Source organism: Arthrobacter sp. Soil_C_60 (assembly GCF_057656375.1).
The window spans coordinates 197,332-211,549 of the sequence record NZ_JBDGKM010000004.1; the positions used below are offsets into that span (position 1 = coordinate 197,332).

General features: G+C 63.6%; 11 protein-coding genes. 4 read left to right on the forward strand and 7 right to left on the reverse strand.

The window, feature by feature from the left end; translation table 11 throughout:
- The first annotated feature begins 109 nt into the window (after window positions 1–109).
- Window positions 110–952, forward strand: coding sequence for a DUF3097 domain-containing protein (locus AC3A4M_RS10625; RefSeq protein ID WP_498735720.1), 843 nt, complete (start codon window positions 110–112; stop codon window positions 950–952).
- Window positions 953–1,088: 136 nt separating this feature from the next.
- A complete protein-coding gene (locus AC3A4M_RS10630; protein ID WP_498735721.1) occupies window positions 1,089–1,511 on the forward strand; it encodes a DUF4870 domain-containing protein in 423 nt (140 codons plus the stop codon).
- 46 nt (window positions 1,512–1,557) lie between these two features.
- Here AC3A4M_RS10630 and hemW read toward each other — a convergent pair whose 3' ends face one another.
- Both hemW and lepA read right to left on the reverse strand, forming a co-directional pair.
- Window positions 1,558–2,787: a radical SAM family heme chaperone HemW gene (gene hemW / locus AC3A4M_RS10635; RefSeq protein WP_498735722.1), complete on the reverse strand. Its 1,230-nt coding sequence runs from the start codon at window positions 2,785–2,787 to the stop codon at window positions 1,558–1,560.
- A 40-nt stretch (window positions 2,788–2,827) separates the two neighbouring features.
- A complete protein-coding gene (gene lepA / locus AC3A4M_RS10640) occupies window positions 2,828–4,681 on the reverse strand; it encodes a translation elongation factor 4 (RefSeq protein WP_498735723.1) in 1,854 nt (617 codons plus the stop codon).
- Between the two features lie 292 nt (window positions 4,682–4,973).
- Between lepA and AC3A4M_RS10645 the strand changes: the two genes are divergently transcribed.
- Window positions 4,974–5,375: a type II toxin-antitoxin system PemK/MazF family toxin gene (locus AC3A4M_RS10645; RefSeq protein ID WP_498735724.1), complete on the forward strand. Its 402-nt coding sequence runs from the start codon at window positions 4,974–4,976 to the stop codon at window positions 5,373–5,375.
- Window positions 5,376–5,561: 186 nt separating this feature from the next.
- The gene (gene rpsT / locus AC3A4M_RS10650; protein WP_169997508.1) at window positions 5,562–5,822 is read left to right on the forward strand and encodes a 30S ribosomal protein S20; all 261 of its coding nucleotides are present in this window, start codon (window positions 5,562–5,564) and stop codon (window positions 5,820–5,822) included.
- A 91-nt stretch (window positions 5,823–5,913) separates the two neighbouring features.
- On the opposite strand, the gene holA is transcribed toward rpsT, so the two are convergent.
- From holA to leuS, 5 genes are all read right to left on the reverse strand, one after another.
- The gene (gene holA / locus AC3A4M_RS10655) at window positions 5,914–6,921 is read right to left on the reverse strand and encodes a DNA polymerase III subunit delta (protein WP_498735725.1); all 1,008 of its coding nucleotides are present in this window, start codon (window positions 6,919–6,921) and stop codon (window positions 5,914–5,916) included.
- A 69-nt stretch (window positions 6,922–6,990) separates the two neighbouring features.
- Window positions 6,991–9,714: a ComEC/Rec2 family competence protein gene (locus AC3A4M_RS10660; protein ID WP_498735726.1), complete on the reverse strand. Its 2,724-nt coding sequence runs from the start codon at window positions 9,712–9,714 to the stop codon at window positions 6,991–6,993.
- Complete coding sequence (locus AC3A4M_RS10665) at window positions 9,711–10,496, reverse strand: ComEA family DNA-binding protein (RefSeq protein WP_498735727.1); 786 nt, start codon at window positions 10,494–10,496, stop codon at window positions 9,711–9,713. The genes AC3A4M_RS10660 and AC3A4M_RS10665 overlap by 4 nt, the downstream gene beginning before the upstream one ends.
- Before the next feature lie 86 nt (window positions 10,497–10,582).
- A complete protein-coding gene (locus tag AC3A4M_RS10670) occupies window positions 10,583–11,536 on the reverse strand; it encodes a DegV family protein (protein WP_498731400.1) in 954 nt (317 codons plus the stop codon).
- 12 nt (window positions 11,537–11,548) lie between these two features.
- Entirely contained in the window at window positions 11,549–14,038 is a 2,490-nt protein-coding gene (gene leuS, locus AC3A4M_RS10675) for a leucine--tRNA ligase (protein WP_498735728.1), read from the reverse strand.
- Between the last annotated feature and the right edge of the window lie 180 nt (window positions 14,039–14,218).

Here is a 14,218-nt window from a genome sequence, read left to right on the forward strand (position 1 = left end):
TAATACCTTTGGCACGTTGTTAGCATTGTCAGGCTGCCATGCATCTATCGGCGGCTCCGCTGATCGCCAGCAGCTACCCGATAGCTGCGTGACCGAAGGACTACAACCGATGAGCAGCTACGGCTGGGGACCACAGGATCTATCCGCTCCGAAGTCGCGTCAGCTTCGCAAGGTCGGGGCCGAACCCGGGCTGGTACTGGAGGACGTCGAAAGCGGCTGGGTAGGTGCGGTGGTGCGCGTGGAGAAGTCCGGCGGGGTCCATCTGGTGTCGCTGGAGGACCGGCGGGGAAAGAAACGTTCCTTCCCCCTGGGCTTCGGCTTTCTGCTGGAAGGTGAACCCGTGGAGGTAGTTCCTGCCATGGCCGCTGCCGCCGTCGGACGTCCGCAGCGGACGGCCTCCGGATCGGTCAGAGTAGAAGGACTGCGCGCGCAGGTGGCCAAGGCCAGCCGGGTCTGGGTCGAAGGCAAGCACGATGCCGAACTCGTCGAGAAGGTGTGGGGCCACGATCTTCGGGTTGAAGGCATAGTCGTCGAGCCGCTCCACGGCGTGGATGACCTGGCTTCGGCGGTTACGGCGTTCAGTCCGGGGCCGCAGCGAAAACTGGGCATTCTGGTAGACCATCTGCTGCCCGACACCAAGGAGTGGCGTATTGCCCAGGCCGCCATGGCAGTTCCATCGGCACGCAACAACGTGCTGATTGTCGGTCACCCGTATGTGGATGTCTGGCAGGCCATTAAGCCGGCCGTCATCGGGCTGGAAAAATGGCCGGTGGTTCCGCGCGGAACCGATTGGAAAACCGGAATCCTCGCCGGCCTCGGGTGGCCCAACAAAACCCAGATCGACATCGCGGACGGGTGGAAGCGCTTGCTTGGCAGCGTCAACTCCTACGCGGACCTGGAACCGTCCCTGCTGGGACGCGTTGAAGAAGTCATCGATTTCCTCACCGCCTGAGGAATGCGCATTGCGGCAACCCCATTCTGCGCCGGAAGATTGACCCCAGTCCGGTGTTTACCGGTCATTGCGGCTAATCTTAGTTTCGTAGGTAAATAGCCATTAGAACGAAAACGAATTCCCTGAGGTAGGTCCTGTGTCAGACAACCCCGCGCGCAAGAAGCAACCGGATCGTCAACCGGCTCCCCGGACGCAGTATGAAAGCGCCTCTTCCTCAGCCCTGCCGCTGACGCCGTCCGAAGACCGTCAGTGGGCCACTCTGGCTCATTTCGGCGGCATCCTGGGCTGCTTTCCTTCGCTGGTGATCTACCTGATCTTCAAGGACCGCGGCCCCTTCACGGCCCAAGAGTCGAAGGAAGCCCTGAACTTCACACTTCCGCCAACGATCGTTGCTGTTATTGCCAACATCCTGATTCTGGTGCCTGTGATCAGCGGCTTCTTTGCCGTCATTGCAGCCGCAATCTGGGTCTTCCTCACGGTGTTCTCCGTGATGGCAGGCATCGCAGTCAACCGCGGCCGCCCCTACCGCTACTCGTTGAATCTGCGCCTGCTCAACTAGGCAGGCAGTCGGCGCGCCCAGAAAGGGCTAATCCACTATGTGCCTGTCAGTCTTCCAGCAGGCGGCGGACCACGGCGTCGGCAAGAAGCCTGCCCTGCAAGGTGAGCCGGACGGTGCCGGCGAAAGCCGCCGGTCCGTCCACTAGCCCGTCTGCGATCAGACCGGCTACCGCTTTCCGTCCCTGCGGGCCCAATTCCTGTGTCCGCAAACCGTCGATAATGCGGGTCTGAAGCATCACATGTTCCAGTTTGCGGGTCGCGGCGTCAAGGGTTTCCCGACCCGCCGCCGGAGAGACTCCCGTTGACAGACGTTGGCCGTAGGCGGCCGGATGCTTCACGTTCCACCAGCGGACGCCGCCCATGTGGGAGTGGGCCCCGGGGCCTGCACCCCACCAGTCATCACCACGCCAGTAAGAGAGATTGTGACGGCAGCGGTCGGCTTCGGTGCGGGCCCAGTTGCTGACCTCGTACCAGCCAAAGCCGGCGGCAGCCAGCCGCGCCTCGGCGAGTTCATATTTGGTGGCGTGGTCGTCGTCGTCAATTCCCGGTACTTCGCCGCGGCGGATCTGGGCAGCGAGCTTGGTGCCCTCCTCCACGATCAGCGCATAGGCCGAAATATGATCCGGTTCGCAGTCGATGGCGGCATCCAAGCTGGCTTCCCAGTCGGCAACCGACTCCCCCGGAGTGCCGTAGATCAAGTCCAGACTGACGTGCAGCCCGGCCTCGCGTGCCCAGCGCACCGCCTGCGGAACGCGTTCCGGATCATGGGTACGGTCAAGCACCTTGAGTACGTGGGGCACTGCCGACTGCATCCCGAAGGAAACACGGGTAAACCCGGCCGCCGCAAGCGTCTGCAGCGATTCGGGCGTGACGGAGTCCGGATTGGCCTCCGTAGTGACTTCGGCCCCCGGTGCCAGACCCCATAGTTCGGTGGCACGGGCCAGAATGGCCGCCAGATCCGACGCCGGCAACAAGGTGGGAGTACCGCCGCCGAAAAAGACCGTCGACAGCGGGCGCCGGGGCAGCCCGGATGCGGGCAGCACCTTGGCCGCCAGGTCGAGTTCGGCGTTGAGTGTACCGGCGTATTCATCCTGCGACGCACCCGAGCCGAGCTCCTTGGCCGTGTAGGTATTGAAGTCGCAGTACCCGCAACGTACCGAGCAGAACGGAATGTGGACGTAGAGACAGAAGTCCCGGTCCTGGGCGCCGGCAGCGGCCTGTGGCGGCAGCAAGCCATCGGCCGGTGCCGGGTCTCCCAGCGGCAGGACGCTAGGCACAGGTGACCGCCGCCGTCGTCGTTGTTTTGATCACTTCGGTTTACTTCTTGCTCTTGTCTTTCGATTCGTCGGACGACAGCGCTGCGATGAAGGCTTCCTGTGGAACTTCCACCCGGCCGACCATTTTCATGCGCTTCTTGCCTTCCTTCTGCTTCTCCAGCAGCTTGCGCTTACGGCTGATGTCGCCGCCGTAGCACTTGGCCAGCACGTCCTTGCGGATGGCACGGATATTCTCGCGGGCGATGATGCGCGAGCCGATGGCTGCCTGGATGGGCACCTCGAACTGCTGGCGAGGGATGAGCTCGCGCAGTTTGCCCGTCATCATCACGCCGTAGCTGTAGGCCTTGTCCTTGTGGGTGATGGCGCTGAACGCGTCCACCTGTTCGCCCTGCAGCAGGATGTCCACCTTGACCAGGTCCGCGACCTGGTCGCCGTCGGCCTTCCAGTCGAGGGAGGCGTAGCCGCGGGTCTTGGACTTGAGCAGGTCGAAGAAGTCGAAGACGATTTCGGCCAACGGCAGCCGGTAGCGAAGCTCCACCCGGTCTTCCGACAGGTAGTCCATGCCCTTCATGTCGCCGCGGCGGCCCTGGCAGAGCTCCATGATGGCGCCCACAAACTCGTTGGGAGCCAGGATGGTAGCAGAAACCATCGGCTCCCGGACCTCGGAGACTTTACCGTCCGGATATTCGCTGGGGTTGGTGACCGTAATAACCTTCTTGTCTTCGAGGGTCACCTCATAAACCACGTTGGGCGCGGTGGAAATCAGGTCCAGATTGAAGTCGCGCTCCAGGCGTTCACGCGTGATTTCCAGGTGGAGCAGGCCGAGGAAGCCCACGCGGAAGCCGAAGCCGAGAGCGGCCGAGGTTTCCGGTTCGTAAATCAGTGCGGCATCGTTGAGCTTGAGCTTGTCCAGTGCGTCGCGGAGTACGGGATAATCTGCTCCGTCGATCGGGTAGAGACCGGAGAAGACCATCGGTTTCGGATCCGCGTAGCCGCCGAGGGACTCCGGGGCAGGGTTGTTCAGGGTGGTGACCGTGTCGCCGACCTTGGACTGGCGCACGTCCTTCACGCCGGTGATCAGGTAGCCGACTTCGCCAACGCCCAAGCCCTTGGACGGTACCGGCTCAGGAGAGCTGACACCGATTTCCAGCAGTTCGTGGGTGGCCCTGGTGGACATCATCTGGATGCGCTCGCGGGGTTTGAGTTCTCCATCGATCACGCGGACGTAGGTCACCACGCCACGGTAGGTGTCGTAGACCGAATCGAAGATCATGGCACGGGCGGGGGCATCGGCATTGCCGACCGGGGCGGGGAGGTCGCGGACAATTTTGTCCAGCAGGGCCTCTACTCCCATGCCGGTCTTACCAGAGACCTTCAGCACATCCTCGGGATCGCCGCCGATCAGGTTGGCAAGCTCCGCTGCATACTTCTCGGGCTGCGCCGCGGGCAGGTCGATCTTGTTCAACACCGGGATGATGGTCAGGTCGTTCTCCATCGCCAGATACAGGTTCGCCAGCGTCTGGGCTTCAATGCCCTGCGCCGCGTCGACGAGCAGAACAGCGCCCTCGCAGGCAGCCAAGGACCGGGACACCTCATAGGTGAAGTCCACGTGGCCAGGTGTGTCAATCATGTTCAGCGCGTAGGTCTTGCCGTCTAGTTCCCACGGCAGACGGACGGCCTGGGACTTGATGGTGATACCGCGTTCGCGCTCGATGTCCATCCGGTCCAGGTACTGGGCCTTCATGTCCCGCTGCTCAACTACGCCGGTTAACTGCAGCATCCGGTCCGCCAGGGTGGACTTCCCGTGGTCGATATGGGCGATGATGCAGAAATTCCTGATGATCGCCGGATCTGTGGCGGCAGGCACCGGTGCGGTGCGGGCCATGGGTGACACAGCGGTTTCCTAACTCTCTAACGGGGCTTCGATGATGGCTCTTCGATAGATACCAAGTTAACAGTCTCCCATGAGATGCCCCTTGTTTCTTCCCGGCAAGTACGGATTCGGCGGGTAGTTTTGGTGCATGGCTTTCAGCGTGAACACTATTAGCCGGCTGCTCCGCGGTGCCGCAAAAGTCTTCCGGGCGGTCAACCGCACGTCAACATCCAAGCCCCCGGCTGCAAGGCGAGGGCGGGCGCCTTACAGCCGGCCTGGACCCGCAACGGAACGCGGCCGAGGAGAACTGAGCGTGCCTTACCCCGGCGACTTCCGCGGCAGGGCTTCCGTGACCTACTCCCCCAGTCCAGACGGCGAACCAGATCCTGGGGAAATCGTCTGGACCTGGGTTCCTTACGAAGAGGACCACAGCAAGGGCAAAGACCGTCCGGTGCTGCTGATAGGTCGTAACGGCCAATGGCTGCTGGCATTGATGATGACCAGCCAGGACCGGAACAACGGAACAAGCAGCCATGAGGACTATGTAGACATAGGGTATGGATCTTGGGACTCCCGCGGACGGCCCAGCGAGGTGAAGCTCGACCGTGTACTGCAGTTGGACCCGCGGGATATCCGGCGCGAGGGAGCCGTCCTGGGCGAACGCGAGTTTTCCCAGGTGGCGAGGGCGCTAAGAAAGACGCGCGGCTGGAATTAGTGCTCGGCGCGCCGCCTCCACGGCGGACGCAGCCCGTGGCGCTTTTCTGCTAACATTTATAGCTGTGTGTCCGCGCAGGTCGACGGGCACCTCAGGCCGGCTGCCATTACGGTATCCCCACGCCGCTCAGTCAATGGCCGGTCTGACTGCCCTCACCGACCAGTCCGCAACAAAGAGAGTTTATACGTGGCTAATATCAAGTCCCAGAAGAAGCGCATCCTGACCAACGAGAAGGCCCGCCAGCGCAATATCGCTGTCCGGTCCGAGCTGAGGACTGCTATCCGCGCAGTCGGCAGCGCCGTTGAGTCCTCCGACAAGGACGGTGCAACCGCTGCTCTGGCTACGGCCAGCCGCAAGCTGGACAAGGCTGTCAGCAAGGGCGTTATTCACAAGAACAACGCTGCTAACCGCAAGTCCGCTATTTCCAAGAAGGTCAACGCCCTCTAGGAAGCAGCTCCAAAGCTCACCGGCATTAACCGCCGATGACATGAAGGCCCCCGCCGATTCGGCGGGGGCCTTCAGCGTTAACGATAGGAAGTCAGTGGCCAACGCTCGCTGCGATGACGGTAACGGCGCGCTCGACGGCATATTCGGGATCCCGGGCTGCGCCCTTCACCTGGGCATCGGTTTCGGCAAGCATCTGAATACAGGCAGCAAGCGCAGCCGAGTCCCAGTTCCTGGCGTCCTTACGTGCTTGGTCGAACTGCCACGGGGCCAGGCCGGCGTCTTTGGCGCTGACTGATGCTCCCTTTACCTTGGCGATCTGCCGGAGTTTCATAGCCAGGACAGCGACGATCGGCACCGGATCCACACCCGTGGCCAATGCATGGCGAAGCGTGGACAGGGCGACGGCGCCCCTGCCGGAGACGGCGGCGTCAGCCACCTTGAATCCGGTGGCTTCCACCCGGCCGCCATAGTACTTCTCGACCGTCTCCTCCGTGACCGTTCCCTGAACGTCCGAGATCAGCTGGTTGCACGCCGCCGCAAGGTCCGGGAGGGATGCCCCGACGGCAGAGACCAGGGCTTGACCGGCCGCCGGATCGAGTCCGCGCCGGGCGGCTTTGAACTCCCGCCGGACAAAGTCCAGTTTGTCGGAGTCCTTCTTCATCGCCTGGCAGTCGACCACTGGTGCCCCGCTGGCCTTGATAGCGTCAAGCAATTTCTTGCCCCGGACGCCGCCCGAATGGTGCAGCACCAGAGTGACGTCCTCCGCCAGCGCCCGCAGGTATGCCAAGGCGTCGGCCAGAAACTCGTCGTTCATCTGCGCAACTCCGTCCACTTCAACGAGCTTTGACTCGCCGAAGAGGCTGGGGCTGGCAATCATGGTCAGTTGGCCGGACGCATAGGATGCGGCTTCCAGCGTGGTGAGCTCGACGTCCGGATGCACTCCGCGGGTCAGCGAACGAATACGGTCTCTGGCCCGGTGTGCCAAATATTCTTCCGGCCCGCTGATGAGCACGACCGGAGCCGGTTCAACGTCGCGCCAGGAAACGATTCGGCCGGCAGTCTTGCTGCCTGCGGCCGGACGGGCCGGGGGTGGATTCACAGCTCAGGTCCTCCTAGTATCAGAGTCAACATTGTCACGGGCAGCCGATTTTCCCAAGCCGGAATCGCCTCATTCCGCCGGGCGCACGGCGAAGCTGCCGTCTGCGAGATCGACGACGATGGTACCGATTTGATCCGTCCGGAATACTGGTATCCGAAGCCGCTCCAGGGCCGAGAGGATCTCTGGCGCAGGATGGCCGTAGTCATTGTCACGGCCCACGGAAATGACCGCCGCTCTCGGCTGCAGCTGGTCCAGGATCGCTGTCCCGCCGTTGCGGGCGCCATGATGGCTGATCTTGAGGACGTCCACGCTGCCCGGTTCAAGAGCCAAGCCTCGGAGCAGATCTGCCGCGGCATCCTCTTCCAGATCGCCGGTCAGCAGTATCCGCAGAATCCCGCCGTCGGCGCCGGAGACTGTGACCAGCATAACGATACTCGAATCATTCTCCGAAACACCGCTCCGTCCCGCCGTCGGCCAGAGTATTTGCCACGAAGCGCTGCCCGTCCGGCCGGACTGACCCGCCTCGCCTAGCTCAGGATCCAACCCATGTTCAGCCAGTGTGCCCTCGACCAAGTCGGGCAGCTCCTTCTTCGAACTTCCAACGAGCACCCGGCCCACCTTACGTCCGTCCAGGACGCCGTCCAGGCCACCGTAATGGTCCAGATGCATATGCGTGAGGACCAAAATCCCAACGCTCTCCACTCCGAGCGAATCCAGACATGAATCCATAGCGCCTGGTTCAGGCCCGGCGTCAATGACCATGGCCTGTCCTGCACCTGTGCCGATGACCAGCCCGTCTCCTTGGCCGACGTTGCAGACCACAGCATCCCAGCGATCCGGCAGCGGAACCGCACTCGTGCTGGAGACCAGCCAGCCCAGCAGCACACCGGCGATGGCGGCCGCGCAAAACGCAGCCCCCACCCGCTGCTTCCCGGTCCATCGCGCTACAGCAAACCGCGTGGGTCCGTTCCCGAAGCCGGTCCCCTGGTCCGCGTGCCCGCGGGTCCCCTGGTTTGCGGACGCAGGCAGTTCAGGAGTGTACCGCTGGCCGGAGCCACGGCCACGGCCGCTCGCCTGCTCGACCCTGAACCACAGAGAGGAAATGCCGCCGCGACCCTGTGCAGCCAGCCACAAAATGGCGAGAAGGACGACGGCGGCAGCGGCGGCCAGGACCGCGCCGGCCGCTCCACCAAGCCACGGAAGAGTAGCCAGTGGCAGTCCGGAGAAGGTCCGGGCGATCTGCGCGACCCAGAGGGTGAGAAAGCCGGTCGCCTGGACGAGGCAACCGCCGGGCAGTGCCGCCCATGGGAGCAGCGCCAAGGAAACCATGCCGCCGATGGTGACGAAGGGAACCACCGGCGCCGCCAGGATGTTGGCCGGTATCGAGAACATGGCCAATTCCGGTTGGAGCTGGACGAGGACGGGCGTGCAGAACAGCTGCGCAGCAAGCGGAATCGCCATGGCATCGGCGAGTAGCTTCGGCATAAAGTGTTGCAGCCATTGCGAGCACGTGCTGCCGAGCAGCACCAGCCCCAAGGTAGCCAGCACCGAGAGAATGAAACTGTATTCGCCGGCGAGCCATGGATTCGCCAGCAGGAGGACGATGACGGCCAGAGCGAGGAAAGACAGCGAGGCTCGACGCCGCCCGGATACCAATGCAGCCACGCCTATCGTTCCCATGACGGCGGCACGCAGGACGCTCGGCTCCGGCCGTACCAGCAGCACAAATCCGGCCAGCGCGACGATGCCCAGTACGGAACTCAGCCATCGAGGCGCTCGGCAGGCTGCCGCCAACAGGTAAACAAAGCCGAGCAAGTAACTGCAGTTTGCGCCGCTGACCGCCATGAGATGCGTCAGTCCTGTGCGGCGCATGGCCTCCGCCAAATCGTCGGTCTGCTGTTCCCTGTCGCCAAACACCATTCCTGGCAGCAATCCGCGCGCATCCGGCGGCAGTCCCCCGGTGTGTTCGACGAAAAGGCTCCGGAGTGTGTTGACTGCTTCAGCAGCCGCCGGCGTCGATGTCACATCGGGTGCCGTTGAGGCACTCAGCATGGCAGCTTCCGACGATCCCGGTTCCATCGGTGCCAGGGTTCCGGCGGCTTGCAATCGATCCCCGTAGCGGACTGTCTGCCATGTCTGGTTACCGATGACGAGCACCGGGGTTGCAGCCTCGAATTTCCGTCCCGCGTGCGATGCCTCGGTGATTTCGGCGGTGACGAGATAGCGTGGACCGGAGCCAAACATCGACGGTGTCTTTGAGCGCGAGGCATCCGAGAGGGCCGTTAGTTCGGCGGTGACGTACGCTCCGGATTCGATGGCGGGACCGATCGGCCCGCTGAGCCGCTCCGTGTGTTTGACGCCGATGACCAGTGCCAGCAGGCCGGCAGTGCACACCAGCAGGAACACTGTGCCATTCACCGCGGGAATTGATTTCCGCCGCCGGCGGAGCAGCCCTGCCAGCAGGAGAACTGTAACCGCGCCCATGCCGGTACCTGCGCAGGTCAAGGCCACGGCGCCCGGTAACCGCAGCAAAATGAGCGACACCAGCCAACAGGTTGTCGCCGCGGCGGCTAGCCTTAGATCCAGCCGGACGGTGTTGGGACCGTTCTCTCCAGCTCCCGGCCGCAACGCTTTAGCTGCGGCGGCACCACTTGGGCCCTTTTCCCGCAAAAACCATGCTTTCAAGCTTCGTTTTCCGGCGGGGCCTGCCTCGCTGGTGGCGTCCTTGACCGTTTCGCTGGCCACTTCGCGGGCGGCCCGCGCATAGTGCTGCCAGGGCGGTGCCGGGCTCATACCGTGACCAAGTCTACGAGGCTTGCGAGCATGACTTCACCGATGCCCGGCACTGCATCCAGGTCTTCGGGCCTGCCAAAGCTTCCATGCTGCTCGCGGAAGTCGATGATGCGCTGAGCAAGAACGGGCCCGACCCGGGGCAGCGTCTTAAGTTCTTCCAGCGAGGCGCTGTTGAGATTGATCTTGGCTGCGGGCTGGTCTTCTGCTCCGTCAGCACCGCCCTCGGGACCCGCTGCAGTCCCGCTGCTGCCGTGGGCGGACTGGTGCTCGGGTGAGGAAACGAAGACCTGTTGGCCGTCCGTGAGCGGCGCCGCCAGGTTCAGTGATGCCAGATCTGCGTTCTCGCTAGCACCTCCCGCGGCTTCCAGTGCTTCAAAAACCCGCGCCGATGCCGGTAGACGGACAATGCCCGGACGGCCGACGGCGCCGGCGACATGGACGATGATCTGCGCAGCATCGCTGGGACCGGCCTCCGGCCCTGGGGAAACACCCTCCTCGCCCGCCTGGGCCGAGGGCACCGGATCGGCGGCCTGCTCCGCGCCCTGTCCTTCCCCGGAGGGTCCGGCCTCTGCCTCGGAGCTCGTGACAGGCAGGGAGAGCAGCACGTCGCTCTCTTCCCTGTGGGTATCTGCTGTCAGGAGCAGCACCAAAGCGTAGCCGACGGCCAGTCCTGCAGCGATCAGCGCTGCTCCCAGTGCCACCCGCAGACGCGGGCGGCGGGCAGATATTTTCAGGCCGTGGCTGGCTTCTGTGGCGGCTGTTCCCCAGCGGTGGCGGCCCATGGGACTACGCTATGGAGGAAATCAACGGCCGGGCAGGACGCTCCTGCGCCTTGTGGACAGGAGCATCCCGGCCCACATTGTGGAGATCAGGACACCGGGTCGGGCATGGCGGGTCCTATGACGACGGCCAGGACCCCCAGTCCGGCATGCGCGGCCAGCACCGACGGTACTGCGGTAACCAGGATTTCATCACCGACATGAGGACTGAGCTCTTCGGCCAGCGACCTGGCCTCTGCTTCGTTGCCAAAATAATGGACAGCCAGCTGCGGCGAATACTCGAGTTCTTCGATCCGCCGGACCACCAGCTGCTGCATCCGGACCAGCGCTTTGGAAGCGGTCCGGATTTTTTCCACCTCTGCGATGGCACCGTCACGGATCGTGAGAATAGGTTTGATAGCCAGCAGCGACCCGATGAACCCGGCCGCCGGATTGATCCGCCCGCCCCGGCGCAGCTGGTCCAGGCTTGGAACATAGAAGAGCACATCGGCCGCTGCCGCCGCTTCCCGGGCCCGTTCCGCCACCGCGGATACCTCCGCGCCGTCCTGCGCCGCCAGCACCGCGGCGACAACAGCAAATCCCTCTGCCATCGCCACCGACCGGGTATCGACGATCTCCACCCGGATATCGACCTCTGCCGCAGCCAGCGCCGCGGCTTCCACGGTGCCGGACAGGGATCCAGAGAGGTGGATGGATACGATCGCCTCGTAGCCCTGCCGCTGCAGTTCCTCGTAGGTCCGTATGAAGAGGCCTGGCGACGGCCTGGAGGTCTTGATTTCCTTGCCTTCGGCCAGGCCGATGGTCAGCACGGCGGGGACGTCGTCCACTCCCTCGCCGTAGATCTGGCCGGAAATCATCACCGGCATCGGGACAATCCGCAGCCAGTCCGCGGTTTCCGGTTCGGCTGCCCACTCCGCCGGCAGCGAGGCTGCCGAATCCGTTACGACGGCGACCCGTGGGCCTCCAGACGCCTCGTCCGGCTTGCGGCCAGCCTGGTGCAGCAGTTGCCGTGACCGCTGCACCAGCTCCTCAAGCCATGACACTGTCAGCCGTCCTTAAGCCGGGACGATATTGACCAGTTTGGGTGCCCGGACGATGACCGTGCGGATGCTGCGCCCATCGAGAGTCTTAACCACCTGCTCCGATGCCAATGCCTTGGCCTTGAGTTCCTCTTCGCTGATGTCCGGGGCCACTTCGAGCCGGTCCCGGACCTTGCCCTGCACCTGGACGACGGCGGTAACCGTGGCTTGGACCAGCAGCCGCTCGTCGACAGCCGGCCAGCTGGCTGCCGCAACCGAGGGCTCATGCCCGAGCGCTGCCCAGAGGTCCTCAGCGGTGTACGGAGCGAAGAGGCTCAGCACAATGGCGACTGCTTCGGCAGCTTCCCGGACGGCGGGATCGGCGCCGCCGACACCGCTGTCGATCGCCTTGCGGGTGGCATTGACCAGCTCCATGAGGCGGGCGATGACCACGTTGAACTTATGGTTGTCCAGCAGTTCGGCGGCGTCGGCGATGGTCCGGTGGGTCACCGAGCGCAGCGCGCGGTCGCCGTCGGCGGGATCGGCACCGACGGCGGAAGTCACGTCCTGGCCCAGTCGCCAAGCACGGGCTAGGAATTTAGCCGAACCCGACGGCGAAACGTCGGCCCAGTCGACGTCGTCCTCCGGCGGTGAAGCGAAAATCATGGTCAGCCGGACGGCGTCGACACCGAACTTGTCGAGTTGCTCGCCGAGGTCCACACCGTTGCCCAGAGACTTGCTCATGGCCTTGCCCCCGTTGAGGACCTGGCCCTGGTTCAGCAGGGCGCTGAACGGCTCGTCGAAGTCCACCAGCCCGAGATCCTTGAGCACCTTGGTGAAGAACCGGCTGTACAGCAGGTGCAGGATGGCGTGCTCGACGCCGCCTACGTACTGTCCGACCGGCAGCCATTTGTTGACCGCTTCGACGTCGAACGGCCCTTCGGTGTAGTCCGGCGAGGCAAACCGAAGGTAGTACCAGGAAGAATCAACGAAGGTATCCATGGTGTCCGTATCCCGGGTGGCCGCGCGTCCACAGTTCGGGCAGTCCACATTGACCCAGTCCGCGGCGGCGGCCAAGGGCGATGTGCCCTTCGGTGAGAGCGCTTCGCCGCGCAGGTCTTCGGGCAGCCGCACCGGAAGCTGGTCATCGGGAACGGGAACTTCACCGCATTCGGCGCAGTGGATGATGGGGATCGGCGCACCCCAGAAGCGCTGGCGGCTGAGTAGCCAATCGCGGAGCCGGTAGTTGACCGTCTTCTCGCCGGTGCCGGCTGCCTCGACGATGTCGATGGCCTTGGCAATGCCCTCTGCTTTGGACAGACCGTTAAGGTCGCCCGAGTTGATCAGGCTGCCTTCGCCCGTGGTGGCGGTGCCGCTGACCGCGGGATCTTCCTCACCGGTGTCCAGCACCGCCCGCACGGGCAGATCGAACGTCTTGGCGAAGTCCAGGTCGCGCTGGTCGTGCGCGGGAACAGCCATGATCGCGCCGGTGCCGTAGTCTGCCAGCACGTAATCGGCCGCCCAAACCGGCAGTTTCTCGCCGTTCAACGGGTTGATGGCGTAACGGCCGAGGAAGACACCGGTCTTCTCCCGGTCGGTAGACTGGCGTTCAATATCGGAGAGGGCCTTGACCTTTTCGCGGTAGTCCATCAGCGCATCGTGCTGTTCGGGCGTGACCAGGTCCAGGGCAAGGTGGGCATCAGCAGCAACGACGAAGAACGTCGCGCCGTGCAGAGTGTCCGGGCGGGTCGTGAAGACGGTGACGTCCTTGGCTTCCCGGCCGTCTGCGGGCTCGATGTTGAAGTTGACGTGGGCACCCTCGGACCGGCCGATCCAGTTGCGCTGCATGGCCAGCACACGCTCAGGCCAACGGCCCTTCAGCTCGTCCATGTCATCCAGCAGCCGGTCGGCGTACTCAGTGATCTTGAAGTACCACTGGTTCAGGCTCTTCTTGGTCACAGGGGTCCCGCATCGTTCGCAGGCACCGTTGACAACCTGTTCGTTGGCCAGCACGGTCAGGTCCTTGGGACACCAGTTGACCGGCGAGTTCTTCCGATAGGCCAGCCCACGCTCGTAGAACCGCAGGAACAGCCATTGTGTCCAGCGGTAGTAGTCCGCGTCGGAGGTGTGCAGCCGCCGGGACCAGTCGGCGCTGATGGCGTAGCGCTTGAAGGATGCAGCCTGGGTCTCAATGTTGGCGTAGGTCCATTCGGACGGGTGCGCATTGCGCTTGATGGCCGCATTTTCCGCAGGCAGACCAAAGGAGTCCCAGCCGATGGGGTGCAGGACGTCGTAGCCCTTCAGCCGCAGGTAACGTGCGACGACGTCGCCCATGGCGAACGCCTCGGCATGGCCCATGTGCAGGTCACCCGAGGGATAGGGGAACATATCCAGCACGTAACGGCGTTCCTTCGAGCCGTCGTCAACAGCCTTGAAGACGCCAAGCTCTTCCCAAACGGCAGGCCATTTGGCCTCCATGGCGGAAAAACTGTACTCGTTCGGTTCGGTACCAGACTGCGTACTCACGTTGACTTGTCCTCGTCCTCTTGGTTGCTACGGCGCACTCCCGGTGGTTGCCGCTTAGACACACAAAAGCCCCTCGACACGGGAGGGGCGGCCGCACGTTACGGAAGTGTTCCGTAGGTGCGGCTAGCTAAGCAGAAGTGCGGACATGGAATTACTTTACCGCAGATCAGCCGGAGGCTT

Coding starts and splice junctions, on each gene's coding strand:
- AC3A4M_RS10625 (WP_498735720.1), top strand. CDS start 110: ATGAGCAGCTACGGCTGGGGACCACAGGATCTATCCGCTCCGAAGTCG.
- AC3A4M_RS10665 (WP_498735727.1), bottom strand. CDS start 10,496: ATGGGCCGCCACCGCTGGGGAACAGCCGCCACAGAAGCCAGCCACGGC.
- AC3A4M_RS10660 (WP_498735726.1), bottom strand. CDS start 9,714: ATGAGCCCGGCACCGCCCTGGCAGCACTATGCGCGGGCCGCCCGCGAA.